Source organism: Micromonospora sp. NPDC005163 (assembly GCF_053599835.1).
This window is the reverse complement of the sequence record NZ_JBSFYP010000082.1, coordinates 1-25234: the sequence shown is the minus strand read 5'-3', so window position 1 is coordinate 25234 and position 25234 is coordinate 1. Positions and strand designations below refer to the sequence as shown.

The 25234-nt window shown below is 69.6% G+C and carries 24 protein-coding genes and 4 pseudogenes; 18 read left to right on the top strand and 10 right to left on the bottom strand.

Annotation, left to right across the window (positions count from 1 at the left end; all coding sequences use genetic code 11):
• Both ACWD6N_RS33265 and ACWD6N_RS33260 read right to left on the bottom strand, forming a co-directional pair.
• A partial coding sequence (locus ACWD6N_RS33265) for a hypothetical protein (protein ID WP_450006033.1) occupies positions 1 to 214 on the bottom strand: 214 nt, incomplete at its 3' end.
• A 963-nt stretch (positions 215 to 1177) separates the two neighbouring features.
• Positions 1178 to 1345, bottom strand: a complete 168-nt coding sequence (locus ACWD6N_RS33260; RefSeq protein WP_450006031.1) for an excalibur calcium-binding domain-containing protein — start codon at positions 1343 to 1345, stop codon at positions 1178 to 1180.
• 115 nt (positions 1346 to 1460) lie between these two features.
• On the opposite strand from ACWD6N_RS33260, the pseudogene ACWD6N_RS33255 reads away from it, so the two are divergent.
• A pseudogene (locus ACWD6N_RS33255) lies at positions 1461 to 2107 on the top strand (NF041680 family putative transposase); the annotation flags it as partial.
• Positions 2108 to 2138: 31 nt separating this feature from the next.
• On the opposite strand, the gene ACWD6N_RS33250 reads toward ACWD6N_RS33255, so the two are convergent.
• The 4 genes from ACWD6N_RS33250 to ACWD6N_RS33235 all read right to left on the bottom strand — a co-directional run bounded on the left by ACWD6N_RS33250 (position 2139) and on the right by ACWD6N_RS33235 (position 5843).
• Positions 2139 to 3659, bottom strand: coding sequence for a transposase (locus ACWD6N_RS33250; protein WP_450006029.1), 1521 nt, complete (start codon positions 3657 to 3659; stop codon positions 2139 to 2141).
• Positions 3660 to 3984: 325 nt separating this feature from the next.
• Complete coding sequence (locus ACWD6N_RS33245; RefSeq protein WP_450006027.1) at positions 3985 to 4281, bottom strand: GYD domain-containing protein; 297 nt, start codon at positions 4279 to 4281, stop codon at positions 3985 to 3987.
• A 627-nt stretch (positions 4282 to 4908) separates the two neighbouring features.
• Positions 4909 to 5202: a LysM peptidoglycan-binding domain-containing protein gene (locus ACWD6N_RS33240; protein WP_450006025.1), complete on the bottom strand. Its 294-nt coding sequence runs from the start codon at positions 5200 to 5202 to the stop codon at positions 4909 to 4911.
• A gap of 185 nt (positions 5203 to 5387) precedes the next feature.
• Positions 5388 to 5843, bottom strand: coding sequence for a hypothetical protein (locus ACWD6N_RS33235; protein ID WP_450006023.1), 456 nt, complete (start codon positions 5841 to 5843; stop codon positions 5388 to 5390).
• Positions 5844 to 5967: 124 nt separating this feature from the next.
• On the opposite strand from ACWD6N_RS33235, the gene ACWD6N_RS33230 reads away from it, so the two are divergent.
• The 3 genes from ACWD6N_RS33230 (at position 5968) to ACWD6N_RS33220 (ending at position 7909) form a co-directional block, all read left to right on the top strand.
• The gene (locus tag ACWD6N_RS33230) at positions 5968 to 6336 is read left to right on the top strand and encodes a hypothetical protein (protein ID WP_450006021.1); all 369 of its coding nucleotides are present in this window, start codon (positions 5968 to 5970) and stop codon (positions 6334 to 6336) included.
• A 159-nt stretch (positions 6337 to 6495) separates the two neighbouring features.
• Complete coding sequence (locus tag ACWD6N_RS33225; protein WP_450006019.1) at positions 6496 to 7050, top strand: hypothetical protein; 555 nt, start codon at positions 6496 to 6498, stop codon at positions 7048 to 7050.
• A 79-nt stretch (positions 7051 to 7129) separates the two neighbouring features.
• On the top strand, positions 7130 to 7909 hold the full coding sequence (locus tag ACWD6N_RS33220) for an FkbM family methyltransferase (protein WP_450006017.1): 780 nt from the start codon (positions 7130 to 7132) through the stop codon (positions 7907 to 7909).
• 64 nt (positions 7910 to 7973) lie between these two features.
• Here ACWD6N_RS33220 and ACWD6N_RS33215 read toward each other — a convergent pair.
• Positions 7974 to 8483, bottom strand: a pseudogene (locus tag ACWD6N_RS33215) (IS6 family transposase); the annotation flags it as partial.
• Positions 8484 to 8789: 306 nt separating this feature from the next.
• Here ACWD6N_RS33215 and ACWD6N_RS33210 point away from each other — a divergent pair.
• The 7 genes from ACWD6N_RS33210 (at position 8790) to ACWD6N_RS33180 (ending at position 17331) form a co-directional block, all read left to right on the top strand.
• A complete protein-coding gene (locus ACWD6N_RS33210) occupies positions 8790 to 9791 on the top strand; it encodes a LacI family DNA-binding transcriptional regulator (protein WP_450006015.1) in 1002 nt (333 codons plus the stop codon).
• A gap of 123 nt (positions 9792 to 9914) precedes the next feature.
• The gene (locus tag ACWD6N_RS33205; RefSeq protein WP_450006013.1) at positions 9915 to 11591 is read left to right on the top strand and encodes an ABC transporter substrate-binding protein; all 1677 of its coding nucleotides are present in this window, start codon (positions 9915 to 9917) and stop codon (positions 11589 to 11591) included.
• 89 nt (positions 11592 to 11680) lie between these two features.
• Positions 11681 to 12847 (top strand): ABC transporter ATP-binding protein, encoded by a 1167-nt coding sequence (locus ACWD6N_RS33200; protein ID WP_450006011.1) that lies wholly within the window; start codon positions 11681 to 11683, stop codon positions 12845 to 12847.
• Positions 12844 to 13821: an ABC transporter permease gene (locus ACWD6N_RS33195; RefSeq protein WP_354968644.1), complete on the top strand. Its 978-nt coding sequence runs from the start codon at positions 12844 to 12846 to the stop codon at positions 13819 to 13821. Before ACWD6N_RS33200 ends, ACWD6N_RS33195 begins: the two co-directional genes overlap by 4 nt.
• Positions 13822 to 13824: 3 nt before the next feature.
• Positions 13825 to 14874, top strand: a complete 1050-nt coding sequence (locus tag ACWD6N_RS33190; RefSeq protein WP_449941110.1) for an ABC transporter permease — start codon at positions 13825 to 13827, stop codon at positions 14872 to 14874.
• Positions 14871 to 15875 carry an ABC transporter ATP-binding protein gene (locus tag ACWD6N_RS33185; protein ID WP_387329199.1) on the top strand — a complete coding sequence of 335 codons (1005 nt, stop codon included), beginning with the start codon at positions 14871 to 14873 and terminating at the stop codon, positions 15873 to 15875. The genes ACWD6N_RS33190 and ACWD6N_RS33185 overlap by 4 nt, the downstream gene beginning before the upstream one ends.
• 43 nt (positions 15876 to 15918) lie before the next feature.
• A complete protein-coding gene (locus tag ACWD6N_RS33180; protein WP_450006008.1) occupies positions 15919 to 17331 on the top strand; it encodes a GH1 family beta-glucosidase in 1413 nt (470 codons plus the stop codon).
• Positions 17332 to 17572: 241 nt separating this feature from the next.
• On the opposite strand, the gene ACWD6N_RS33175 is transcribed toward ACWD6N_RS33180, so the two are convergent.
• The gene (locus ACWD6N_RS33175; protein ID WP_450006006.1) at positions 17573 to 18835 is read right to left on the bottom strand and encodes an ROK family protein; all 1263 of its coding nucleotides are present in this window, start codon (positions 18833 to 18835) and stop codon (positions 17573 to 17575) included.
• A 296-nt stretch (positions 18836 to 19131) separates the two neighbouring features.
• On the opposite strand from ACWD6N_RS33175, the gene ACWD6N_RS33170 reads away from it, so the two are divergent.
• Positions 19132 to 19608: an HIT family protein gene (locus ACWD6N_RS33170; RefSeq protein ID WP_450006004.1), complete on the top strand. Its 477-nt coding sequence runs from the start codon at positions 19132 to 19134 to the stop codon at positions 19606 to 19608.
• On the opposite strand, the pseudogene ACWD6N_RS33165 reads toward ACWD6N_RS33170, so the two are convergent.
• Positions 19592 to 20182, bottom strand: a pseudogene (locus tag ACWD6N_RS33165) (IS5 family transposase); the annotation flags it as partial. The gene ACWD6N_RS33170 and the pseudogene ACWD6N_RS33165 overlap by 17 nt on opposite strands.
• A gap of 71 nt (positions 20183 to 20253) precedes the next feature.
• Between ACWD6N_RS33165 and ACWD6N_RS33160 the strand changes: the two are divergent.
• The 3 genes from ACWD6N_RS33160 (at position 20254) to ACWD6N_RS33150 (ending at position 22676) form a co-directional block, all read left to right on the top strand.
• The gene (locus ACWD6N_RS33160; RefSeq protein ID WP_450006002.1) at positions 20254 to 20382 is read left to right on the top strand and encodes a hypothetical protein; all 129 of its coding nucleotides are present in this window, start codon (positions 20254 to 20256) and stop codon (positions 20380 to 20382) included.
• Between the two features lie 517 nt (positions 20383 to 20899).
• On the top strand, positions 20900 to 22348 hold the full coding sequence (ltrA, locus tag ACWD6N_RS33155; protein ID WP_450006000.1) for a group II intron reverse transcriptase/maturase: 1449 nt from the start codon (positions 20900 to 20902) through the stop codon (positions 22346 to 22348).
• 16 nt (positions 22349 to 22364) lie between these two features.
• A complete protein-coding gene (locus ACWD6N_RS33150; RefSeq protein WP_450005998.1) occupies positions 22365 to 22676 on the top strand; it encodes a hypothetical protein in 312 nt (103 codons plus the stop codon).
• A gap of 52 nt (positions 22677 to 22728) precedes the next feature.
• Here the strand turns inward: ACWD6N_RS33150 and ACWD6N_RS33145 are convergent, their stop codons facing one another.
• Positions 22729 to 23403 (bottom strand): HNH endonuclease family protein, encoded by a 675-nt coding sequence (locus ACWD6N_RS33145; protein WP_450005996.1) that lies wholly within the window; start codon positions 23401 to 23403, stop codon positions 22729 to 22731.
• 258 nt (positions 23404 to 23661) lie between these two features.
• Between ACWD6N_RS33145 and ACWD6N_RS33140 the strand changes: the two are divergent.
• The 3 genes and pseudogenes from ACWD6N_RS33140 to ACWD6N_RS33130 form a co-directional block, all read left to right on the top strand.
• Positions 23662 to 24244: pseudogene (locus ACWD6N_RS33140) on the top strand (ATP-dependent DNA ligase); the annotation flags it as partial.
• 3 nt (positions 24245 to 24247) lie between these two features.
• On the top strand, positions 24248 to 24700 hold the full coding sequence (locus ACWD6N_RS33135; protein WP_450006034.1) for a hypothetical protein: 453 nt from the start codon (positions 24248 to 24250) through the stop codon (positions 24698 to 24700).
• Between the two features lie 132 nt (positions 24701 to 24832).
• Positions 24833 to 25063: a hypothetical protein gene (locus tag ACWD6N_RS33130; RefSeq protein ID WP_450005994.1), complete on the top strand. Its 231-nt coding sequence runs from the start codon at positions 24833 to 24835 to the stop codon at positions 25061 to 25063.
• Positions 25064 to 25234 lie beyond the last annotated feature (171 nt).

The following is a 25234-nucleotide window of genomic DNA, read 5'->3' as shown; positions in this document are numbered from 1 at the left end:
TAACCCGGCGATCCGGTTCGTCTTCCTCAGCCCGACGGGCGCCGGCTCCTAACCCGCGGGCAGTTGATGACGGCTGGGCAGTCGACGTTCTGCGCGCTGCGCCGGCGTCGTCGAGCAGCCGCCGCGCTGCGTGGCAGTTATGCCGCAGTGTGGGGTCGACGGAGATCAGCTTCGTGGTGGCCTCCGCGGTTGTCCGCGTGATCTCCTCCAGCACGGAGGGCCCCGCGACTAGGTTCCTCGCTCTTGGACGTTACCGGCCGCGGATTCACGGATCTGGCGGCCGGCCGCACCACCATCAGGTCGCCTGTGCGCCCCAGTTGCGCCCTTTGGGCGGCACCGCGGCGGGCCGGCGGACAGTGAGGTGGTTTGCCCACCAGCAGAGCGGCCTTCCGTATCAGCCAGTCCATCCCCGCGGCTGAATTCCCTGGTTCTTGACGCGGAGCCGCCCAGGTCAGAACGGCGGGAGATGACCGGGGGTATACCACGACCACCGCCTCGCCCGTCCTCGCAGCTGGGCCGACCGTGGACGGGATGCCGTCGGCGCCCGTGGTCCCACGGGGTGCTATACCGGCTGCGGGCCGTCCGAGAACCGCAGGTGGTAGCGGCTCCCGTCCCACACTCCGAAGCGGCCGAGCGCCTCAGCCTCCGGCCCAGTAAGAAACTGCGCCCCGCGGGCTACCTGGCCAGCAGGACCACCACCATCGCCAAGCACCCGAGCAGTAGGGTCACTGCGCCGAACACCGCATAGGGCCACCACTCGCCTGAGCGTTGCGGCTGTTGGGGAAGTGGCTGGGTTGGCAGGTTCCAGGCGGCAGGTGCGGCAACGCCGTTGCGGCTGCCCGGCCAGCGCGGCGGCGGGGTACGAGGTGTCGAATTCGCCATAGGGATATCTCCCGACGGGCTTCATGGTGCGCTGTTCGGAACAGGTACCGGGCGAGATCGCGGGGGTGGTGCGGTCCCGCCCGTTCGTCAGGCCGCGCACCCGACCTTTCCATCATTTACAGGCGTCGCGGGAATGTGGGGCGTTACATCTACACTCGTCCGGCGTCGCCCCCTTCGCCGTCTTCGCCGCACTCACCGTGTGCGACCTTGGCCCGGGTACAGCCAGGAGCGGCAGGGCGTAGCGGTGGGCACAAGTGTTGATCGGTTGCTCCGTTCCGCCGGGGCTGGGGGCGTATCAGTCGCACACCACGCCGTCCTTGTTCCGGTCGATGTACCAGGCGTACTCGGGGTCGAGGCCGCGGTAGTACGGGCCGTAGCCGGCGGTGTTGGCCTCTTTGCAGGTGCCGAATCGCGGGTCGGTCGTGGGCGCGGGTGGAGGCTTCGGCCGGGAGCTGGTGGGCACCGGCCGTGGCGTGGTGCTGTAGGTGGCGGTCGGCTTCGGCCGGGCTGAAACGGGCTCGGCCGGGCCGCGGACCTGGTCGGGGTAGCTCGTGTCGGTGTGGGCAGTTGCTGGAGGACGTGACCTGCCCGTGCAGGTCCTCGCTCGGATGCGCTCAGACCGGGTACTACGCCGAGCAGTGCCAGCCTGGCAGCCCGGGACGATCGGCAGACCGGGCAAGCACGGCGACGAGTTCGTCTTCGGCGATCTCACCACCTGGGGTGAGCCGGACGTTGCCACCGCCGCCGACACCCGGCTCTACGGCGCGGCGTGGGCCCGAGCCTGGAACCGGTTGCACCCACGGTTGACCCACCCGATCCGCCTAGACCGCTGAGTGCTGCCGGTCATCGAGGGAACCGTGATCCGTTTGGAAGTCGACCACTACCCAGCGGCGCGACCCCGAAGCCGGTCTGGCTGTGGTGGTCCGGCGTCGACGCCACCCCGGACGACGTGAACCTGCTCTGGCAGACGTTCCTGCGTCGCTTCGACATCGAACACACGTTCCGCCTGTTCAAGCAGACCCTCGGCTGGACCTGCCCCAAGATCCGCACCCCACAAGCCGCCGACCTATGGACCTGGCTGATCCTCGCCGCCTACACCCAGCTCCGTCTGGCCCGCGCCCTCGCCGCCGACCTGCGCCGCCCCTGGGAGAAGCCCGCACCACCGCGGCGTCTGTCACCCGCCCGCGTCCGCCGAGGGTTTCGGCACCTCCGTGTGAAGGTCACGAGGCTGTCGCACAGCTCTCGATCTTCGACTGTCAAGAGGTCGTCTGCCTGGCATCGTGGCGGAAGATCTTGTTCAGGTTGTGCACCGCGCCGAGGAGTTTGATCTCGGAGTCGACGGCGGCGGTGCCGCGTTGGTGCACGCGGCGTCCGAACCGCTGGAACAGCTGGGCGAAGCCTGGTTCGACGATGGCGCCGCGGCGGGCGTAGAGCTTCCTGCCTTCGGCGGATGCCAGTCGGGCGGCCATCTCGCGGTGGCCGGCGGGGACGTTGTGCCCGGGTGGCGTCGCGTGGGTCTGCTTGTACTCCTTGGTGATCGACACCAGTAGCGGGAGATCGGCCAGGGCTGCGAAGTTCGCGGTGCTGGCATAGCCGCTGTCGGCCAGCCACGCCGCGACGTCGCGGGTCAGCCCAGCGGCTGCGCAGTTGTGTTGAACACGTCTGATGACCGGGACGAGTGCGGTGGTGTCGGCAGGGTTGTCCTGCAGCTCGATCGCGAGGAGCACCTGGTTGCGTGCGCAGGCGATCTGCACGTTGTAGCCCTGCACGTATCCGCCGTGCTTGCCGAGCATGAGCCGCGACGCCGGATCGGTGAGCGAGGCCCTGGCCGCCGCGGACGGGATCGGTCGCGGGTAGCGCGCACGGTGCAACGCGGCCTGCGCCCGGGCGAGGCGGGCCTGCTGAGCAACGACCTTGGTCTTGGCCTCGATACTGGCCGGCGGGCGCCCGGCAGCGCGCCGCCGGCCCACGGCCTGATCCTGCAGCGTCCGGCGGGCGTAGTCGGCCAGCCGCTGCTGCTGGCCGGCCGTGACCTCGGCCAGGCGCGCCTCGGCTCTGGCCACCATCCGCTGCGCGGCCTCCACCTTGATCCGGATCTCGCCCGCCGAGGGCAGCGAACGCTCGAACAGCTTGTCCCGGGCCACCCGGGCCCGTGTCAAGCGATCGCTGAGCTGCGACAGCCGCCGCAGATGGCTATCTGTGGCCATGAGCCGACGGTGGCCCTCGGCAGCCGCTTCGTCCGTATCCTCCGCCAGCCGGTCCAATCGCGCCTCGCCGCCGGCGATGACGGTCTCCAAGGCGTCCAGGCTGCGGTTGGCTGAGCGTGCGGCGGCCGCGTGCATCGGTGAGCCGTCCACCGCCACCGCGGACAGGTCCACCAGCCCGCGCCGGACGCACAGCGCCAGGACCTGCACGAACAGCGCCTTCAGGACCTCGCGGTGACGACGCAGGAACCGCGCGACGGTGGCATGATCAACCTGTTGGTTGCCTGTGATGACCCGGCAGCCCACATCATCGAGGCAAGCGGCCTCGATCTTGCGCGTCGAGCGCACGCCCTTGCAGTAGCAGTACAGCACCAAGCTCAGCAGCACCTGCGGCGGATACGCCGCCGCGCCCTGGCCATCAGCACGATAGCCCCGCACGAACCCGGACAGGTCGAGCTCACCGACGACCTTCAGGACCTGCCAGCACAGATGCTGCGGCGGCAGCCACCCACGCACGTCATGCCTGATCGGCGCGGAGTCGTCCGGGCTGCAGGAGATGAAGTTGTATCCCACAGCACGACATAATCATCCAATATGGACGGCCACCAGCAAGAACTCTTGACAGCTGAAGATCGAAAGCTGTGCGACAGCCTCTCACCTGTCGGGCCGGCGCACCGAAACCCTGCTGGCCAGGCCCGGGGCGACCACCCGGCCGCCGCAACAACCAGCCCACCCCGCGCTACGACGTCCAGACCGCGACCACCACGAACGCCAAGACAGCAGCCGCAAGAAGACGAAGTCCGTCAATCCCCGTCCACGCCGCACGGGTTAAAGATCAAGTTAGAAGCGATGGCTGGGCCGGCTCGCCGGGCGCCGGACTGGCAGTGTGTGAAAGGCCTTAGCCAACGGTTTTGGCGATGATGCGATCCATCTCCTCTCGACCGAAGGCCCGCAGGGTCGTGGTACGGACGTTACCCGCCCCGCCGAGCTGCAGGAGCGCCGCGGTGGCGGTTTCGTCGTCGGGCGCCTCGACGACGGCCACGAGGTCGTACGGACCGACGGTCCAGTAAATGTTCAGGAGATTCGCCCCGAGCGTCTGTGTCGCTGCGGTGAAGGCTTCGGCGCGCTTCGCGGTGTCCTTGTAGCCTCGGATGCCCTGATCGGTCCAGCTCAGCAACGCGATATACGTCGGCATGGTCCTAGCACCTCCATGAAGAGACCTCATCGTAAGGTTAATTCAGGGCATAATGGCCGTAATCTGGTCACCCGCCGGCCTACCGCCCGCGGCGGGCCCGCACCTGCGCCGCGTGCTCTTCGGCCACCTGCATGTCGGCGCTGGGCGCCTCCAGCAAACTCCACGGTCCCGCCGCTGCTGCCCTGCGGGTCGGCCATGGCCACGCCCACCTGAGTGCCCAGCAGCCACGCGTCGGTCGTCACCTCGCGCACCGCGGCAACCGCGTTGTCACGCGGCGCGTCGCGGCCACTGCCGGTTGGCCAAAGTGCCGGGCGGTAGCAGCGATTGCAGCTGAACATCTCTCAACGGCAAAGCGGTTCACCGTGAGGCCGGCTGGGCGTAGGCCGGCGCCGCCACGAAGCTGCGTGCTCCCAATCTGCTCCCAATTGAAGGGCAACAGCGCGAAAGCCCGTTACCGGTGGTTCCGATGACGGGCTCGCTACCTGCATATATTCATGGTGGGCGAAACTGGGATCGAGCCAGTGACCTCTACGGTGTGAAACAGGACGGCTGCACCGACTCTGACCTGCGGAAACGAGGAGCCGCAGGCAGGGGTGGGTGCCGCCGCTCGACGCCGTTCGGCGCAGTTCAGGGCCGTTCAGCGCACCCTGTTGCTCCCAACCTGCTCCCCGGGTCGGGTTCGCGCCGGTACTGCTGTCCGCTGTCCACGCGGTTGAGGGCGAAGATGTCCGGCCAGCGGTGGGCGTCGCCCAGGCACCGCTCGGCGATCTCGGACAGGGTGTCCCCACGCTGCACGGTGTAGGTGTCTTCCCGGCCGGCCGTGACACGCGCGAGTTCGGTGCTGCTCGGCGCCGCGTGGCTGGCCAGGGTGTGACCGTCCTGCCGCGCGGTGTGGTGCACCGCGTCAGGCGAGTTGCTCATGTCGGCGTTGGCGGGCGCGGCGGCGTGGGCGGGGATGGAGCCGCCCTGGCCTGCCTTTCCGTGTTCGAGCCGTACATGGGATACCAGGCCGGATGTGACACGTGGTTGATCTGAGCGAGCTGGAACGAGAAGGCCGCTCCCAATCGACGGGAGCGACCTTCCAGCCGGGATGAGCTGAGCAGATATCAGACGGCTGGGGCGGGCGCGCGTCGGCGGCTGACCGTTCGCACCAGGATGATGACCCAGGCCACGGCCGCGATCACGCCCGCGACGACGAACCCCGTCAGCAGCAGCCAGGTGGATCCACCCGCCGTGGCGAAGACGCCGTTGCGTGCACCGGTGTCGCGCACCGGAACGGTGTCGCCTGCCGCCAGCCCGTCGGGCTCGTCGTAGAGGATGACGTCGGTCCGCTGGCCACCACCCTCGGTAGCGGCGAAGTCGCCGTACCATGTGCAGTTGCGCCGCCCACAGTCCTCGCGGACCGCGGTGAAGGTGCCCGGCGTACCCTGGCCGGCCTTTGCCTGCCATGTCGGAACCAGATCGAAAGCGCCGAACATCAGCCCCGCGATGGCGATGACGGGCAGGCCGATCCAGACAAAAATCTTGGTCCGCCACTCGCTGATCTTGTTGGAGGTAACCATGAGGGCGGAGGGTAGCGGGTCCCGTGAGAGCCGCGCTACCCCGAATGGCGCCCGGCGAGACCGTGCCCTCCGGGTCGCCGGGCACTCGGGTCGAGCGAGTTCACCGCTCCGCGACGGGTGTAGCTTGTTTGCCGCGGCGGGGTCCAACAACGATCGCGACGCGGGCCCGCCGGACCGGGGATCCGCCGCCGACAGGGGCTACCTGTGGGGTTCCAAACCCTGCCACTTGGCTGGCCTGGGCTTCTATGCCTGCTCGCCGGAGAACACCCGCATCTCCGAGATCCTGGCCGCCACCGAGTCCGCCCTCGAAGAACGACTGTCTCGCGCGGCGAAGGAAGGAGACCTCCCGGAAGGCATGGATGCCAGGGCGCTGGCACGATTCGTGATGGCGCTCAGCGAGGGCCACGCCGTCCACGCCGCCGCCGGCGCGAGCTGCGAAGACCTCCAAGCCTCCATCGACATCGCCCTGCGAGCCGTCGCGCTCCAGTCTTGATTGCCGTTGCGGCCCTAAGCCTTGACATCGACGGTGACCTTCCTGGCGTCATTCGCTCCTTCAGGTCTCGATTGATGCCCGAATCCTGATGTCGGTCGCGTCCTCAACTCGGCTACTTGTTCAGCCCAGGTGATCGGGGCTCTTGTGGCGGTGGGAATGATGGTCGCCGCCGGGTGCGCCGTGGTGTGGCGCTGGGCCCGAGCAGCCGCCGACGTTCGCCGAACGGAGGTTGACGCGCTCCAGGCCGAGACCCGCACCCGGCAGGCGACCGTTGACCGGCTCGCGCGGGGTGCCCAAGGCGGTCGACTGCCGCTGCTAGGCGAGACCACGCTGGAAGTGCTCGGCGTCCGGCGTCCGCGCCACGGCGCGGACGGCTCCGAGGAACAGCTTCCCTACGCTGAGCGGCACCAGTTGGACCCTCAGCTGCGCGCGGTGCTGGCTGCGCATTCGATCGTGCTGGTACACGGCCCCTCGGCCGCAGGTAAGTCCGGGTCGGCCGCTGAGGCCGCCCGCGGCCTGTACGACCGGCGACCCGTGGTCGTATCCGAAATCGAGCACGATGCGCTGCAGGTCCTACTTGACGCCGGTACCGTCCCGCCCGGCGCGGTGATCTGGCTGGATGACCGCTGGACGTCGCGCACTCGCGCGTGCCGTCAACGGCGACCCAAGCCGTCGCCAAGCGATGGCTACGGCCCCCCGTCTACGCCGTCCTAGGAGGCTGGGTATCCAGGGGTACCCGCAAATGGACGCGAATCGCCCTCGCGTTGCTCCGGACGCGACTACGGTCAGACCAGTGGTCGATGACCTCAGCGCGGTGGAGGCACTCAAGGCGGACCCGACCCTGTCCGGGTTGCGCCGCTCCCTAGAGGCGTACTACGGCGACCCGGCCCGCGAGGCGGCGATGGACGCGTTCTACGCGCCCCTGGTCCGCCCAGGGGACCTGGTCTTCGACGTCGGCGCGCACGTGGGCGACCGGCTCGGCAGCTTCCGGCGGCTGGGCGCCCGCGTGGTGGCCGTCGAGCCGCAACCGCTCTGCACCCGGGCCCTGCGCGCCCTCTACGCGGACGACGACCGGGTGACCGTGGTGGAGGCGGCGTGCGGGGCGTGTACCGGGCCGGTGCGGCTGCACGTCAACTCGGCGAACCCGACGATCTCCACGGCGTCGGCGGATTTCCTGCAGGCCGCCGAGGGGGCCGGCGGCTGGGAGGACGAGATCTGGGACGTCGAGATCGAGGTGGCCGGAACCACACTCGACACCCTGGTCGCGGCGCACGGCGTACCGGGCTTCGTAAAGATCGACGTGGAGGGATTCGAGGACGCCGTGCTGGCCGGGTTGAGCCGCCCCCTGCCGGCGCTGTCCTTCGAGTTCACCACCATCGAACGGGACCTGGCCGCGCACTGCCTGGACCGGCTCACCCGGCTGGGCTTCACCAGGTTCACCGTGGCGCTCGGCGACGAGATGGCGTTCGCCCTCGATGGCTGGCGGCCGGCGGGCGAGGTCGCGGCGTACCTGCGGGCGCTGCCCCACGAGGCCAACTCGGGCGACGTCTACGCCCGCGCCCGGCCCGCCTGACCCTACCCTTGCCGGAAACCTCGTCCGCCCAGGTCAGCGGCATGTTCGTACTCGTGAAGGATTTCTGGCTGTGATCAGCCTCTATCGGATTGTTCGCGTACTGCTCGACGTGGTGCCACGCCGACGGGATCAGCTCACCCAGCACGCCGGGGTAGACCGCAGCGGCGTCGGTGACGACCTCCGCGGGCGTCACCTTCAATGTCGACAGCGCCCGGCGGAAGAACAGCCGAGCCGCGCCGGCGTCCCGGCGGGCCGAGACGAGCACGTCGATGACCTGCCCGTACTGGTCGACCGCGGTACACATACCGCCAAACTCCGTTGACCTTGACGTACGTCTCATCAACGAGCCACCTGCCGCCTGGCGAGTGCCGGCAAAAGCGGGCCGCGTCGCCCGGCAACGGCGTGAACCGCTGCACCCACCGGTAGACGGTGACGTGATCAACTCCACGCTGCACTCGACCAGCAACCCCCCAACGTCGCGATAGGACAGGTTGAACCGCAGGTACCAGCGGACCGCGACCACGATCACCGACGGCGGGAACCGGAACCCGGCGAACGCCGACTTCGGAGGCAGCCACGGGCCAGTTCGGGCCGATGACGTCACTGCTCAAGCCTGCCTCGATCTTCCCAACGCTCAGCGCAACGGAGCCGTAGGCGCCGGCACTCCCCGCTGACGACCCGGCTTCCTCGCATCGACGCTGGCCACACCCTGGATCGGCCGCGCTGCCCATGGGCACTTTTTTCAGGTGTCGAACTTAGCCATGTTTCGTTACCCGTCCGTTATTGACGTGACCGCCGCCACTTCGGTTGACTGCGACGGAACCGGTTCCGCAACCGGTTCCGACACAACCCCCTCACCCCTTCGCCCCGGGAGCGTGACGTGCCGATCACCATCGCCGACGTGGCCGCCCGCGCGGGAGTGAGCAAGACGACGGTCTCGCGGGTGCTCAACGGCAAGGGCGAGGTGCGCGTCCGCACCGCCGACCGGGTCCGCGCGGTCATCAACGCCCTCGGGTACGTGCCGAGCGCCCGCGCGGTCGGCCTGGCCCGCGGGCGTACCCGGGTGGTCGGCATGCTGGTGCCCGCCCTGACCTGGCCCTGGATGGGCGAGGTGCTCCAGGGCGCGGCCGACGTGGTCGAGGCCGAGGGGTACGGCATGCTGCTGTTCACCTGCACCCACGGCGACGAGTCGATGCGGCGGTTCGCCTCCCAGGTCTCCGCGAAGTCCTTCGACGGCCTACTCGTGGTCGAGCCGGAGGGCACCCTCGACTACATCACCGAGCTGCACGAGCGCGGCCTGCCGGTCATCCTCATCGACGACCGCGGCCACCAGCCCGGCTTCCCGTCGGTGCGCACCACCAACGAGTCCGGCGCGCGAGCCGCGGCGACGCACCTGCTGGCGCACGGGCGGAAGCGGCCGCTGGTCGTCACCGGCCTGAGCCGCTTCGGCTGCACCCGGGAGCGGCTGGCCGGCTTCGCGGACGGCTACGCCAACGCCGGCCTGCCCATCGACCCCGCCCTCGTCGTGGAGGGCGACTTCACCTTCGAGTGCGGGCGGGTCGCGGTGGAACGCCTGCTCGCCGACGGCGTGCCGTTCGACGCCGTCTTCGCGCACAACGACCTCTCCGCCGCCGGGGCGCTCCAGGCGCTGCGCGACGCCGGCCGGCGGGTCCCGGACGACGTGGCGGTGGTCGGCTTCGACGACCTGCCCCTGGCCGGGCACACCCACCCACCGCTGAGCTCGGTCCGTCAGCCGTTGCGGGAGATGGGGGCGGCCGCCGCCCGCACGCTCATCGCCCACCTCGCCGGCACGCCGCTGCCGGACACCCCGACCGTCATTCCCACCAACTTCACCGTTCGCGCCTCGACCGGCGCTACCTGACCTCGCCACCGCTTATCCACCACCCGCACCGGCGGGAGCACCGCGCCCACCGGTGGCAACACCGCACACCCTCCATCCACCACATCCCGCTCGAGGATTGCGGGAGCACCGAGGGAGACCTCCATGAGAAGAAGGCAGTTCCTCGCCGTCGCGCTGGCCGGCGCGATGGCCACCGGCGTCGCCGCGTGCGGCGACAGCCCGAACGCGAACAAGAAGAACGACCAGGCGGCGACGGTGCTGAACGTCGGCATGCCGAACGGCCCGCAGGCCGAGAACAACAACCCGTTCCTCACCACGTCCGCCGCGGCCTCGCTGGGCTACCGCTGGCAGATCTTCGAGCCGCTGATGATGTGGAACCCGGTGAAGCCGGCCGACCCGTTCAAGCCGTGGCTGGCGACCAAGGCCGAGTGGTCATCGGACTACACCTCGGTCAAGGTCACTATCCGAGACAACGCCACCTGGTCGGACGGCCAGAAGGTCACCGCCGAGGACGTCGCCTTCACCTACAACCTGGTCAAGAAGTACCCGGCGCTCAACGACCAGGGCGTGCCCTACACGGACGCGACCGCCAGCGGCAACGAGGTCACCATCAAGATGGCCACTCCGCAGTTCGTGAACCAGCAGAAGGTGCTGTGGCGGGTGCCGATCGTGCCCAAGCACATCTGGGAGAAGATCAGCGACCCGACGACCGACACCGTCAAGCAGCCGGTCGGCAGCGGCCCCTACACCCTGAAGTCGTTCACCCCGGCCAGCATGACCCTGGCGGTGCGCGACAGCGGCTACTGGCAGGACCTGCCGAAGGTCAAGGAACTGCGCTACACCTCCTACACGGACAACAGCGCCCAGACCACCGCCCTGGCCAACGGCGAGTCGGAGTGGAGCTTCGTCTTCATTCCCAACTACCAGACGGTCTTCGTCGCCAAGGACCAGGCCCACCACAAGGTGTGGGCCCCGCCGGTCCTGGGCATCCACGGCCTTTACCTCAACACCACGAAGAAGCCGTTCGACGACCCCACGCTGCGCCGAGCCATGAGCATGGTCATCGACCGCGAGGACATCTTCACCACGGCGGAGGCCGGCTACTTCCACCCGCTGGTGAAGAGCGTGACCGGCCTGCCCAGCCCGGCCGGTGACTCGTTCATCGCACCGGAGTTCAAGGGCCAGGACCACAAGGTCGACGTCGACGGTGCCAAGGCGCTGCTCACCAGCGCCGGCTACAAGCTCGACGGCAACACCCTCAAGGACAAGACCGGCAAGGCCGTCACGGTCAAGCTGACCGACCCGGCCGGGTGGTCCGACTACCAGACGAGCCTCGAGATCGTGAAGGACAACCTGTCGAAGATCGGCATCGCCGCCACGGTCGACAAGGCCAACCAGGACGCCTGGTTCCGCAACGTCGAGCAGGGCAACTTCGAGGCGACCTTCCGGTGGACCGAGAGCGGCGCCACGCCGTACGACATCTACCGGACGGTCATGGACGGCCAGCAGCTCAAGCCGATCGGCACCGCCTCCCCCGCGGGCAACTTCGGCCGCTTCAACAACTCCGAGGCGACCGAGGCGCTGAAGGCGTACGCGAACGCCACCGACGAGGCGGCCCGCACCGCCGCGATGAACACTCTGCAGAAGGTCTTCGTCGACCAGATGCCGATGATCCCGGTCGGCGCGGACAACATCGGCGGCGCGTACAGCACGAAGAACTGGACCGGCTGGCCGGACGACTCGAACCCGTACGGCGCCATGCAGCCCACCCAGCCCAACGCGCTGGACGTGGTCCTGCACCTGAAGCCCGCCGGTAGCTGACCCCCGCACCGCCTCCCCGGTCGGCCCCAGCCGACCGGGGAGGCGGTACCCGATGTTCGTGACCCCGCAATCCCAGACAGGAACTCGGCATGACGTTGAGCGAGAGCGTGGCGGCGCCGGCCAACGAGGTGGTGCTGGAGGCCGTCGGCCTGACCAAGCACTTCCCCGTCCGCCGGCGGCTGCGTGGCCTCTTAACCCGGACGCCGGCAGTCGTGCACGCCGTCGACGACGTATCGTTCGCGCTGCGTCGCGGCCGGGTGACCGCGCTGGTCGGGGAGTCCGGCTCCGGCAAGTCCACGGTGGCCCGGCTGCTGGCCCAGATCTACCCCCGCACCGCCGGCGACCTCCGCCTGCATGGCACGTCGACCAGGGTGCACGGCGGTCGTCCGTTCCGGTCGTACGTGCGGCGGGTCCAGCTGATCCTGCAGGACCCGTTCGCGTCGTTGAACCCGGTGCACACCGTCCGTTACCACCTCACCCGGTCGCTGCGGATCCACGGCAACGCCGGGCGCGGCGCCGAGGAGCTGGAGGCGGCCCTCAGCAAGCTGCTCACCCGGGTCAGCCTCACCCCACCCGAGCGCTACCTGGACGCCTTCCCGCACGAGCTCTCCGGCGGCCAGCGGCAGCGCGTCGCCATCGCCCGGGCGCTCGGCGCCGACCCGGAGGTGCTCCTCGCCGACGAGCCGGTCTCCATGCTGGACGTCTCGATCCGCCTCGGCGTGCTCAACCTGCTCCAAGACCTCAAGGAGCGGCTCAACATCGCCATCCTCTACATCACGCACGACATCGCCTCGGCCCGCTACTTCGCCGACGAGACGATCGTGATGTACGCCGGCCGGATGGTCGAGGGCGGCGACAGCGAGACCGTCACCCAGAACCCGGCCCACCCGTACACCCGGCTGCTCACCGATTCAGCGCCGGACCCCGAGCGCATCACCGGCGACGGCGCCGGCGTCGACGCGGCCGCCGGGGAGGACCGCGGTCAGGGCGAACCGCCGAGCCTGATCACCCCGCCCGCCGGCTGCCGGTTCCACCCCCGGTGCCCGCACGCCATGCGGCGCTGCACGGTGGACCTGCCGCCACGGCTGACCATCGGCGACCGGCTCGACCACTGGGCGGCCTGCTGGCTCTACGACCCGGCCACCGTCGCCGCCGACACTCCCGGCTCCGCCGCGCCCGACGCCGACCCGGCCGTGCCACCGCCCCCGGCGGCGATCGAGCGGGACGACACCGCCGCCCTGGGGGAGACACGATGAGATTCCTCCTGCAGCGCACGGCCTTCTACCTGTTCACCGCATGGGCGGCCATCACGCTCAACTTCTTCATCCCGCGGCTGGTCCCGGGCGACCCGGTGCAGTCCCTCATCTCGCGCAACCAGGGCCGGATCAGCGCCGACGCCATCGAGTCGCTGCGCGTGCTGTTCGGGCTGGACGCGAACGAGAACGTCTGGGAGCAGTACCTGCACTACTGGGGACAGCTCCTCCACGGCGACCTGGGGCTGTCGTTCACCTTCTTCCCGGCGCCGGTGTCGACGGTGATCGGCGACAGCCTGCCGTGGACGGTCGGCCTGGTCGGCATCACCACGATCATCAGCTTCCTCCTCGGCACCGCGCTCGGCGTCGGCGCCGGCTGGCGGCGCGGCTCCTGGGTCGACGGCCTGCTGCCGGCCACCACGTTCCTGTCCTCGATCCCGTACTTCTGGCTGGGCCTCGTGGCCATCGCCCTGTTCGCCGGCCCGGGAAGCTTCTTCCCGTCCTCCGGCGGCTACGAGGCGGGCCTGGTGCCGGCGTTCGACCAGTACTTCATCCCGAGCGCGATCCAGCACAGCATCCTGCCCGCCGCCACCATCCTGGTCTCCTCGATGAGCGGATGGATCCTCAGCATGCGCAACATGATGGTCACCGTCTCCTCGGAGGACTACATCACGGTCGCCCACGCGAAGGGGTTGTCCGAGCGCCGGGTCGCCCTCAGCTACGCGGCCCGCAACGCGCTACTGCCCAACGTCTCGGGCTTCGCCCTGTCGCTCGGGTTCATCGTCGGTGGCACGCTGCTGGTGGAGATCGTCTTCTCCTACCCCGGGCTCGGCTACCAGCTCTTCCAGGCCGTTGGCGCCAAGGACTACCCGCTGATGCAGGGCATCTTCCTGATCATCACGATCTCCGTGCTGGTGGCGAACCTGCTCGCCGATGTCGCGTACCTGCTTCTCGACCCGCGGACCCGAAAGAGCTGAGCGATGACAATCTCACCGTCGAGCATCGAGCAGGTCATCCCCGGTCAGGGGGCGATGGCGCAGCCGTCGGCCGCGCCGGGCCGGGCGAAGCGGCGCCGGTTCCGGTTCATCGCCAATGCCAAGGCCGCCACGGGGCTGGTCATCCTGGGCATCTACTGCCTCTTCGCGGTGATCGGGCCATGGGTGGCGCCGTACAACCCGGACGCGCGCAGCGGCGACGTGCTCCAGGCGCCGTCGCTGCGGCACTGGTTCGGCACCACCCACCTCGGTCAGGACATCTTCAGCCAGATCCTGGTCGGCGCGCGCAGCGTCATGGTGGTGGGACTGGTCGCCGGCGTGCTGGCGACGATCCTGTCCATCCTCATCGGCGTGACCGCCGGCTACATCGGCGGCGCGGCCGACGAGGGCCTGTCGGCCCTGTCCAACGTGTTCCTGGTCATCCCCGCGCTGCCGCTGATCATCATCGTGACGTCGATCGTCGAGCAGGCCAGCGACACGCTGGTCGCGCTCATCATCGGCTGCACCTCGTGGGCGTGGGGCGCCCGGGTGCTGCGCGCCCAGACACTGTCCCTGCGGCGCCGCGACTACGTCGAGGCGGCCCGGGCCACCGGCGAGCGGCCGTGGCGCATCATCCTGTTCGAGATCCTGCCCAACCTCACCGCGATCATCGCGTCCGGCTTCGTCGGCACCGTCATCTTCGCCGTCATGTCGGAGATCACCCTGGCCTTCATCGGCATCTCGTCGATCTCGTCCTGGAACTGGGGCACCATCCTGTTCTGGGCCCAGGGCCAGCAGGCCCTCGCGCAGGGCGCCTGGTGGTGGTTCGTCCCGGCCGGGCTGGCCATCGCGCTGCTCGGCACCGCCCTCGCCCTGATCAACTTCGGCATCGACGAGTTCGTCAGCCCCCGGCTGCGCAGCGCCGGCAGGACCCGGATCCGCACCGCCGATGGCCGCAGCGTGCGGATGCGGGTCGGCTTCACCCCCGTGCTGGCCCCGACCCCGTCCGTCCCGACGCCACGGGCTGCCACCACCCGAGAGGACGTTGTGCGATGAGCGATCCGGTGCTGGAGATCCGTGGACTGCGCGTCGACTACGGGCTCGGCGACGCGGCGGTGCACGCCGTCCGCGACGTCGACCTGACCCTGCACCGGGGCGAGGTGCTGGGGCTGGCCGGGGAGAGCGGCAGCGGCAAGTCCACCCTGGCGTACGGGCTGACCCGGCTGCTGCCGCCGCCCGGCGTGGTCAGCGGCGGCCAGGTCGTCTACCACCCGGTCGACGGCCCGCCGGTCGACGTGCTGACCCTCAGCCCGGCCCAGCTGCGGCAGTTCCGCTGGGCGGAGACCTCCATCGTGTTCCAGGGCGCGATGAACTCGCTGAACCCGGTGCACAAGGTCTCCACCCAGCTGCTCGACGTGATCAAGGCGCACGAGCCGCGGAGCACGGCGGCGAGTCGGCTGGCCCGGGCCCGGGACCTGCTCCGCCTGGTCGGCATCGCCGCCGACCGGCTGGACAGCTACCCGCATCAGCTCTCCGGCGGGATGCGGCAGCGGGTCATGATCGCCATGGCGCTGGCGCTGGAGCCACAGGTGGTCATCATGGACGAGCCGACCACCGCGCTGGACGTGGTGATGCAGCGGCAGATCCTCGGCCAGCTCGCCGAGCTGCGGGATCGGCTGGACTTCGCGGTGCTGTTCATCACCCACGACCTGTCGCTGCTCGTCGAGTTCTCCGACCGGATCGCCATCATGTACGGCGGCCGGATCGTCGAGGAGGCGCCCGCCGCGCAGCTGTACGGGCAGGCCCTGCACCCGTACACCGAGGGGTTGCTGCACTCCTTCCCGGCGCTGCGCGGCCCGCGCCGCGAGCTGACCGGCATCCCCGGCTCCCCGCCGGACCTACGGGCCATGCCGGAGGGCTGCGCGTTCCACCCGCGCTGTCCGAAGGCGTTCGACCCGTGCGACAAGAAGGTGCCGGCACTGGGAGCACCCGGCGGCGACCCAGGCCGGGCCGTCGCCTGCTGGCTGCACCCCGGCGCCACGCCGGTCCCCCACTGACCTCCCTCGTCCGACCGAACTACCCGCAACCGCGAGGAGAACCATGGACACCGACCTCACCCGCCCGACCACCACCGGGCAGGCCGACCCGATCGACACCCTCCCGCCGACCTTTCGGTGGGGGGTGGCGACCTCGTCGTACCAGATCGAGGGCGCGGTGGCCGAGGACGGCCGGACGCCGTCGATCTGGGACACCTTCTGCCGGGTCCCGGGGGCGGTGGCCAACGGCGACCACGGCGACGTGGCCTGCGACCACTACCACCGGATGCCGCAGGACGTCGCGCTCATCGCCGACCTGGGCCTGGACACCTACCGCTTCTCGGTGGCCTGGCCGCGGGTGCAGGCGGGTGGGCGCGGGCCGGCCAACCCGGCCGGACTGGCCTTCTACGACCGCCTGGTGGACGAGCTGCTGGGCCGCGGGGTCGACCCGTGGGTGACGCTCTACCACTGGGACCTGCCGCAGGAGCTGGAGGACGCGGGCGGCTGGCCGAACCGGGACACCGCCTACCGGTTCGCCGACTACGCGGAGCTGGTCTTTGGCGCCCTCGGCGACCGGGTGAAGACCTGGACCACGCTGAACGAGCCGTGGTGCTCGGCGATGCTCGGGTACGCGTACGGCAACCACGCCCCGGGCCGGCGGAACCTGGGCGATGGGATCGCCGCGGCGCACCACCTGCTGCTCGGGCACGGGCTGGCGGTGCAGCGGCTGCGTGCGGCGGCGGTTACCCCGATCGAGCTTGGCCTGACCGTCAACCTGTCCACCGCCGACTCGGCCACCGACAGCGCGGCCGACCGGGACGCCGCCCGGGCCGCCGACGGGCTGGGTAATCGGCTCTACCTCGATCCGGTGTTCCGCGGCTCCTACCCGCAGGACGTGGTGGCCGACCTGGCCGCCGAGGGGGTCCGCGTCCCGGTGCAGGAGGGCGACCTGGAGGTCATCTCTGCCCCGATCGACGTGCTCGGCGTGAACTTCTACTTCGGGCAGGTCCACTCCGGGGTGGACGAGCAGGGCCGGGACCGGGACGAGCACGGCAAGCCGGTGCGCCGGGTGATCCGCCGGGACCTGCCGCGCACCGCGATGGACTGGGAGATCGTGCCGGAGTCCTTCACCGAGCTGCTGGTCCGGCTGCACCGGGACTACCCGGGCGTGCCGCTGGTGATCACCGAGAACGGGGCGGCCTTCGACGACAAGCCGGATGCCGACGGGTTCGTGGCCGATGACGACCGGGTGGCGTACCTGACCGAGCACCTGCGGGCGGTGGCCCGGGCCCGGCAGGCCGGCGCGGACGTGCGCGGCTACTTCGCCTGGTCGCTGCTGGACAACTTCGAGTGGGCGTACGGCTACGACAAGCGGTTCGGCATCGTCCGGGTGGACTACGACACCCAGCGGCGTACGCCGAAGCGCAGCGCGCAGTGGTACCGCGACACCGTCCGGCGGGTGCGCGGGGAGCGCTGACCCGGCCGCTCGGGGCGGCCGCTCGGGATCTCCCGGGCGGCCGCACTGGCCGGCATCCGCCTGCCAGCCCGTCCAGGGTGACAATCATCAAGGATGCGGTCGGTCGATATTTCGCCTCGTTTGTGGTGACCGCCACGGGCGAGCCCGCTGCCGCCGGACAAGGCCGAGGTGGGCCCAGCAGAAGCCCTCCCGTCCTGAACCGGGGCCGGGTCGGCGGCACTCCCGCCGCGGGCCTGGTGGCTCAGCGGGTCCGCGACTGGGGCCGCTGCGCCGGCCGCGCCGGCGCCAAGGTCACCCGGGCGGCCGGCTCGCGCGGCACGCCGCCGTCGCGCAGCAGCCGGGCCATTGGCAGGGTGGCCGCGCCCATCGCGACCGCGTCCGGTCCGAGCCGGCACAGCTCGATCGAGGTCTGGGCGTACGGCTGGCGCAGCGCGTGCCGCGCGGTGACCTCGCGGATCTGCGGCAGGTAGCGCTCGCCCAGGGCCAGGCCGGCCCAGCCGCCCAGCACCACCCGCTCGGGGTTGAACAGGTTCACCAGGTTCGCCACCCCGGCGCCGAGGTAGCCGACCGTCTCGTCGAGCACCTTGGCGGCGGTGCGGCTGGTGGCGCGCAGCAGTTCGCCGAAGGCGGTCTCCTCGTCGCCGCCGGTAGCCGGGCGACCGCGGTTGGCCTGGCGGAACCGGTCGAGCACCCCTTCCGCCCCGACGTAGGCCTCGAGGCAGCCGAGGTTGCCGCAGCGGCAGCGGCGGCCCCCGTACACGATGGTGGTGTGCCCCCACTCGCCGGCGCTGCTGTGCGCGCCGCGGTAGCCCACGCCGTCGGCCATCACGCAGGCCCCGACGCCGGAGCCGACCAGGGCAACGACCGCGTGCCGGACGTCGCGGCCCGCGCCGAACCACATCTCGGCCTGACCGAGGGTCTTCGCGCCGTTGTCGATGTGCACCGGGATGTCAGTGCCGGCGCGCAGCATGGCGCCGAGTGGCACGCCGTCCCAGCCGAGGGTCTGCGCGTGCACCACGGCGTCGGCGGCGCGCTCGACGGTGCCGGACACGGCGACGCCGAAGCCGAGCACCGCCGCCGGGTCGATGCCGGCCTGCTCGATCACCGCGGTGAGACCGTGCAGCAGGTGGCCGGTGACCTGCCGAGGGTCGGGCTCGGCGGCGGCGATCGGGTACTCCGCCTTGGCGAGGGCGGTCATCGCCAGGTCGAAGAGTTCGACCTGCACCCGGGTCTCGCCGACGTCGGCTCCGACCAGGTAGCCGTAGCCGGGGGCGACCCGCAGCAGCACCCGCGGGCGGCCACCGTCGGACTCGACCAACCCGGCCTCCTCGACCAGGCCCTCGGCGATCATCTCGCCGACCAGGTTGCTCACGCTCGCCAGGCTCAGCGCCGTGGACTGCCCCAGCTCGGGGCGGCTCAGCGGGCCGTCCAGCCAGATCCGGGTCAGCAGGACCGACCGGTTGGCACGACGCATGTCGCGCACGGTGGTGCGTCTGGCGTCCACGTCCGCCGCCATCCTCTCTCGGCCGCCCCGGCGGCCTGCTTCACGCCGTGAACCAAGTGCTGACAGATTACTGCGCATTCACATTTAACAAAGTTAACTGCTAGCCTCCGGCGCATTGATCAAGAGGCATGTCATGCGACTTAGACGTGGGTTGACCGCCGCGCTCGGCGGCGTCGCGCGGCTCGCCGCACCGGGCTCGCCGCCCCGGTGGCCTGCTCCGCGCCGGCCTAGGCTAGGTCGCGTTTCAGAGGTCGTCGAGCTCTTGCATTGACCCGCTGTTGTCTACTGTGCCGATCATGAACTGTTGGGTGTGTGGCAACAATGACCGGTTTGACGTGCTGCCGGAGTGGGAGCGGATCGCTGCAGATGAGTATTGGCGGGTGGCGCATGCGATCGACACTGCACTGCCCGGATGGCTGGTCCTCATCCCACGCAGGCATGTCACGTCCATCGCCGACTTGACCGATGCCGAAGCTGCGGACCTCGGCGCCTGGCAGGTGCGCCTGTCTCGTGCGTTGGGGACGGTGACTGGGTGCATGAAGACCTACGTGGTGCAGTTCGCTGAGAAGGAAGGCGTCAGCCACGTCCACTTCCATTTCGTCCCGCGGATGGCCGATCTTCCTGACGATCGGCGTGGCGGTGGGGTGTTCGGGTACCTGGATCCCTCACGCGAACTGCGCGTGGGCGACGAGCACAAGAGCGAACTCACGCTGGCGTTACGGGCACATCTCCAATCGGTGGGTATGGCTCGCAGTGCTACAGCCACTCATTGATCGCGGCGACGTGGATGGTCGCCTGGTAGCGGACTGCGAGCTTGTCGTACCGGGTGGCCAGGCCGCGGTGGCGCTTGAGCCGAGTGATGCCGCACTCGACGGCGTGGCGCTGCTTGTAGATCTCAGGGTCGAAGGACGGTGCCCGACCGCCCTTCGACCCCTTCCTGCACCTGTTGGCGGCCTGGTCGTCCTTGATCGGGATCGTCGCCTTGATCTCGCGCTTTCGCAGGTGCTCGCGGTTGACGGCCGAGCTGTACGCCTTGTCGGCCAGGACCCGGTCCGGGCGGGTCCGCGGACGCCCACTCCCGGCCCGCGGCACCCGGATACGAGCCAGGACCCGGGTGAACTGGGGGCTGTCACCGCGCTGCCCACCGGTCACCACCACCGCGAATGGTTTCTGGCCTTGCTCGCCGCCCGGGTGCAGCTTGGTGGTCAGCCCGCCGCGGGAACGACCCAGGGCGTGGTCGGCGGGTTCGTCCTCGACGCCGCCGGGCGGCTCCTTCTGCTCCTGCGGCCGGGTCCGGGCGCCGGCGGCATGCTGGTGGGCACGGGTGATCGTGGAGTCGACGCTGACGTGAGGCTCTCAAGGTTGGCGACGTCGCCACCCCGCACCCACCGGCGATCGAACACTTGTACGATGCGCTGGTGGAGGACGTGGCGGGACGCTGGTGGAACGGCATCGTGCGCCACGAGGCGCTACTTGATCGAGTGGAGGTGGGAGACCTTCACCCGTTCGCTGTCGTAGCAGCGGGCGTGAAGCTGGAGGCAGCCTGACCGCGGGAACGCGCGGGAGGGTGGGAAGCAGCCTCGACAACGCCGGGATGGGCTGGCACTGCCAGACAGCCCAGGTTCGGCAAGCGAGACGGAAAGGTGTACGCGAGGAACCGACGTGTAAAGCCTCTTAATTCCACCACCGGCTCAAATCTGGTGGATAGGGGCCGGGATCGCGGACGAACCATCCGGGCTAGCGCCGTCCGGGTGGACGCCACGGCGGGGTTGATTCCCCTCGTCATGGTGGTTGCGGGGAAGGTCTACGGCGTATCCGCAACGTGCCGCAGGGGCAAAGTCGGGCACCTCCTCCGTCGATCGATCGGTGGTGAACGTGGGAACTGTCGGGGTGCGGACCCGCCGCGGCGCAGCCAGCGTGGCGGAGATGGGAGGGCGCGTTGTCCTGCCGTGGCACCCGGGCGGGGCGGAGTCCGCGTAGTAGTCCGAGGGCGGGAAAGCCGTCCACATGGCGAAGGCGGGCAGCGGGCTCGCAGGGAGGGATTGTCATGCCAGGAGGTCGCTGGTGAATACCGGCGCGCCGTGGCCGAGCCTCGATGAGGCGTGGCGGCGGGTACTGGAGATTCAAACCAAGCTGCATCGATGGGCAGGCGAGGACGGTTCTCGTCGGTTTGATGATCTGTTCAACCTTGTCACCGATCCCGCGTTCCTGGTGGTGGCGTGGGATCGGGTGCGGAGCAACACCGGCTCGCGCAGCGCTGGTGTGGACGGCTTGACCGCCCATCACCTTCAGGCGCTGGTCGGTGCGGAACCCTTCATGGGCATGATCCGGGAGGCGGTCCGGTCGGGACAGTTCCAGCCGCTTCCAGTGCGGGAGCGGCTGATCCCGAAGCCGGGCAGCCTCAAGAAGCGTCGGCTGGGTATCCCCACCGTCGCGGACCGGGTCGTGCAGGCGTCGCTGAAGCTGGTGCTGGAGCCGATCTTCGAGGCGGACTTCCATCCGTGCTCGTTCGGTTTCCGGCCACGCCGTCGCGCTCAGGACGCGATCGCCGACATCCATCTTCTGACATCCAAATCGTATGAGTGGATCTTGGAAGCGGACATCGAGGCGTGCTTCGACTCGATCGACCACGCCGCGCTCATGGCGCGGGTGCGTCAACGGGTCGGAGACAAGCGCGTACTGAGCCTGGTGAAAGCGTTCCTCAAGGCCGGGGTCCTCACGGAGACCGGCTCCCGCGAGGAAACGCACACCGGGACGCCGCAAGGGGGCATCCTGTCTCCGCTGTTGGCCAACATCGCCCTGTCCGTGCTGGACGACTTCGCCCAGGACGTGTGGCAGACGGTGATGTCGACGAGAGGTCTGCGCGCGAAACGCCGCCGGCACGGCCAGCCGAACTGGCGGCTCGTCCGCTACGCAGACGACTTCGTCATCCTCGTGCACGGCGATCGGCGTGACGCCGAGCAGCTACGCGACGAGGTCGCCACGGTTCTCGCCGGGATGGGCCTGCGCCTGTCGCCGCCGAAGACCATGGTGGTCCACATCGACGAGGGCTTCGACTTCCTCGGTTTCCGCATCCAGCGACACCGCAAGAGAGGCACGGGCAGGCGCTGCGTATACACATACCCGTCCAAGAAAGCGGTCACCGCGATCAAGGACAAGGTCCGCACGCTCACCCACAGCTCAGCACAAGCCGACCTGACCGCCCTGCTGGAACGCGTCAACGGCGTACTGCGGGGGTGGAGCAACTACTTCAAGCACGGCGTGTCGAAACGGACCTTTAGCTACCTCGGTGCCTTCACCTGGCGCCGGACAGCGATCTGGATCCGCAAGAGGCACAAGGGCCTGACGTGGAAGCAACTCCGACGGCGCTTCATGGCCGGCGGGTGGACGATCATCGACGGACAACTGACCCTGTTCAACCCGGCCTCGGTCACCGTGTCCCGATACCGACGCCGCAGCGTGATCCCCAACCCCTGGACACCCCTGACGCGTCGCCTGACCCAACCGACGTGAGTCCGTGGAGAGCCGGATGCAGCGAAAGTTGCACGTCCGGTTCGGAGGGCGGGCCGAAGAAACGGACCGGTCGAAAGCCCGGCACCGCGCTTCGGCCCGACCCAACTGGGGGCGCTTGGGCCGCCGGGATGTTTGGCTGACCCGTGAGGTCCGGTGGAAGGTCGTCGCCCGCGCTGGCGACAGCGAGAACGGCCGGGTGCTGCGCTGGGAGTTCGACACGGAGGCGGATGCTCTGGCGATGGTCAAGCGCCTCCTGGCCGCCGACGCGGGCGGTCAGTGGCGCAAGCAGGCTGGCGACAGCGCACCGTCTTCGCCACAGCAGGCATAGTCCGGCCGGCGGGGCGTCCCGCAGAGGACGCCCCGGCGGTCGAGGGGCTGTGTCAGGAGCTGCAGGTGTTGAGCATGCTCTGCAGGGCTGACTTCTCCGACGACTGCAGCTTCAAGCCCCAGCTGTACTTCACGGTGATCCACATCTTGCTGTAGGTGCACCGGTACGACGACAGGGACGGCTGCCAGGTGGAGGGGTCCTGGTCGCCCTTGGACTGGTTGACGTTGTCCGTCACCGCGATCAGTTGGGGGCGGGTGAGGTCGTTGGCGAAGCTCTGCCGGCGGCTGGTCGTCCAGGAGTTGGCGCCGGAGCGCCACGCCTCCGCGAGGGGCACGACGTGGTCGATGTCGACGTCGGAGGCGGCTGTCCAGGTTGCGGCGTCGTAGGGGCTGTACCAGCGGCCGGAGGTGGCCGCGCAGGAGCTATTGACGACGACGGAGGTGCCGTCGCGCTTGAGGACCTGCTCGCGGGTGTTGCAGCTGCCACTGATGGTGATCCAGTGCGGGAACAGGTCCCGTGAGTAGCCGCTGGTGGAGCCCTGCGCCGCCACGGTCAGGGCGTTGAGCTGCGACTGCGCCGTGGCCTTCGACGGGATCCCGGGCGGTGTGGCCGACGCGGGCTGTGCGCTGACGCCGACCAGGCCGGCGCCTGCGATGGCGGCGAGGACGACTGCGGCGGCGTGGCGCGTGACGCGTGGGAAACGGGCTGAGACTCGGTTTACCCGCATGGGGGCCTCCTCGGCACTGGATGGACGGCAACCGTCTCCGACGATCATGTCCATCGAGGGACGTGTTTGTGAAGGGGCGAGGAAGCAGCTACGAAACTTCGAAGCGCTTCGCTGGCCTGCAGACACGAGCTGGGCGCACCCGGCGGGACCTCGCCCTGCTTCTCGTTCCGCTACCGCCATCGACCGTTCGGCATCTTCCAGCGCCACCCCTGTGCGCGCCTCAACCATGAGAGAGGAGGTGAGCGAAATTCGAGTTCGATGGCGTGGATCGGTCCTGCGGTGACTCCAGCCCGCCGGCGTGGCGGCACCACCGAAGGGCTGCGTCCGCCGCTCACGCCGATGCTGGCGAAAGCCGTCGACGCCGTCCCTGAGGCATCGGATCTGGCCTACGAGCCGAAGTGGGACGGCTGGCGGGCACTGGCCTTCCGCCGGCCCGACGGCGTGTACCTGCAGTCCCGAGCCGGCCGGGACATCACCACCTACTTTCCCGACATCACCCGAGCTGTCACCGAAGCCGTCGAGCCGGGTGCCGTCCTCGACGGCGAGCTCGTGGTGTGGGAAGGCGAACGAACCAACTTCGCCCACCTGCAGCGACGAATCACCGCCGGCGCGCAGCTCCCCGACATCGCCCGACGCCACCCCGCGCACTACGTCGTCTTCGACCTGCTCAGCGCCCCACCGGGCCGACCACTATTGGACCGGCCCCTGCACGAGCGACGTGCCCTGCTCACACAACTGCTCGCCGACGCACCCGCCCGAACTCACCCTGTCCCCACAGACCGCCGACCTCGACCAAGCCGCCGAATGGTTGACCACCTGGACCGCCGCGGGCATTGAGGGCGTCGTGATCAAACGCCTCGGCGGGCGCTACGAGCCGGGCCGGCGTGGCTGGCGGAAAGTCCGGGCCTACCGCACCACCGAAGCCATCATCGGCGGCGTCTCCCCCAGCATCAACAACCCCGAGACCCTCCTGCTGGGCCGCTGCGACCAGCACGGACGGCTCCGCTACACCGGCCGATCCAGCCCGCTACGACCGGTACAGCGCGCCGAACTGGCTGGCCTGCTCATGCCCGTCGACCCGACGGGGGCACACCCGTGGCCGCAACCTCTACCCGCCGCGTGGATCGGGCAACTTGACCGGCCCCAACCTCTCCCGTACGCCCCCGTCAGTCCCATCTTCGTCGCGGAAATCGACGTTGACACCGCCTACGAACATCACCGGTGGCGACACCACGTCCGCTACTTGCGGTTACGAGCGGACATGTCAGCGTCCGAGGTGCCGGTGTTGATCGAGTGATTTGAAGCTGAACGTCAGTCGTTCGCTGGCCCGTGTTTCCTCGCTGCCATTCGACCTTGCCGGGCCGCCCGAAACCGGAACTCGCGCGAGCGGCTTGCATCCTGTACCTAGGTACAGGCCTACCGTCGGAGCATGACGGAAAAGAGGGCCCTGGGTGAGGGGTCGTGGGTGCCGCAGGCGTGCACGCTGCCGACGGTGGAGCAGCCGTTGCGGCTGGCCGAGTTTGATGACCTGTTCGCCTCCGCGGTGCTCGAAATGGAGCGGGTTGACCGGTTGCGGGTGCGGCTGGAGCTGCGGCCCGAGCCGACGGTAGCCGGACGAGCAGCCACACCGATCTGCCCATCGACGGGCGCGGGATGCTGATCGTACGAGCCGACCTGCGGGTCGGCACCGAGAGCGAACCAGTGCCGGACGCCTGGGGTGCCGGCGACGACGCGGCGATTCCGGACCTTGCCGTGAGCCGACCCGGCGCCGTGACGGTGCCGAACGCCCAGCACGCCGTGCGGCAGGGAAAGCTTCTGGCGAGGAACATCG

Coding starts and splice junctions, on each gene's coding strand:
- ACWD6N_RS33240 (WP_450006025.1), bottom strand. CDS start 5,202: ATGAGCAACTCGCCTGACGCGGTGCACCACACCGCGCGGCAGGACGGT.
- ACWD6N_RS33205 (WP_450006013.1), top strand. CDS start 9,915: ATGAGAAGAAGGCAGTTCCTCGCCGTCGCGCTGGCCGGCGCGATGGCC.
- ACWD6N_RS33225 (WP_450006019.1), top strand. CDS start 6,496: ATGGTCGCCGCCGGGTGCGCCGTGGTGTGGCGCTGGGCCCGAGCAGCC.
- ACWD6N_RS33130 (WP_450005994.1), top strand. CDS start 24,833: ATGACGGAAAAGAGGGCCCTGGGTGAGGGGTCGTGGGTGCCGCAGGCG.
- ACWD6N_RS33150 (WP_450005998.1), top strand. CDS start 22,365: ATGCAGCGAAAGTTGCACGTCCGGTTCGGAGGGCGGGCCGAAGAAACG.
- ACWD6N_RS33185 (WP_387329199.1), top strand. CDS start 14,871: ATGAGCGATCCGGTGCTGGAGATCCGTGGACTGCGCGTCGACTACGGG.
- ACWD6N_RS33235 (WP_450006023.1), bottom strand. CDS start 5,843: ATGGTTACCTCCAACAAGATCAGCGAGTGGCGGACCAAGATTTTTGTC.
- ACWD6N_RS33200 (WP_450006011.1), top strand. CDS start 11,681: ATGACGTTGAGCGAGAGCGTGGCGGCGCCGGCCAACGAGGTGGTGCTG.
- ACWD6N_RS33170 (WP_450006004.1), top strand. CDS start 19,132: ATGAACTGTTGGGTGTGTGGCAACAATGACCGGTTTGACGTGCTGCCG.
- ACWD6N_RS33180 (WP_450006008.1), top strand. CDS start 15,919: ATGGACACCGACCTCACCCGCCCGACCACCACCGGGCAGGCCGACCCG.
- ACWD6N_RS33190 (WP_449941110.1), top strand. CDS start 13,825: ATGACAATCTCACCGTCGAGCATCGAGCAGGTCATCCCCGGTCAGGGG.
- ACWD6N_RS33245 (WP_450006027.1), bottom strand. CDS start 4,281: ATGCCGACGTATATCGCGTTGCTGAGCTGGACCGATCAGGGCATCCGA.
- ACWD6N_RS33195 (WP_354968644.1), top strand. CDS start 12,844: ATGAGATTCCTCCTGCAGCGCACGGCCTTCTACCTGTTCACCGCATGG.
- ACWD6N_RS33145 (WP_450005996.1), bottom strand. CDS start 23,403: ATGCGGGTAAACCGAGTCTCAGCCCGTTTCCCACGCGTCACGCGCCAC.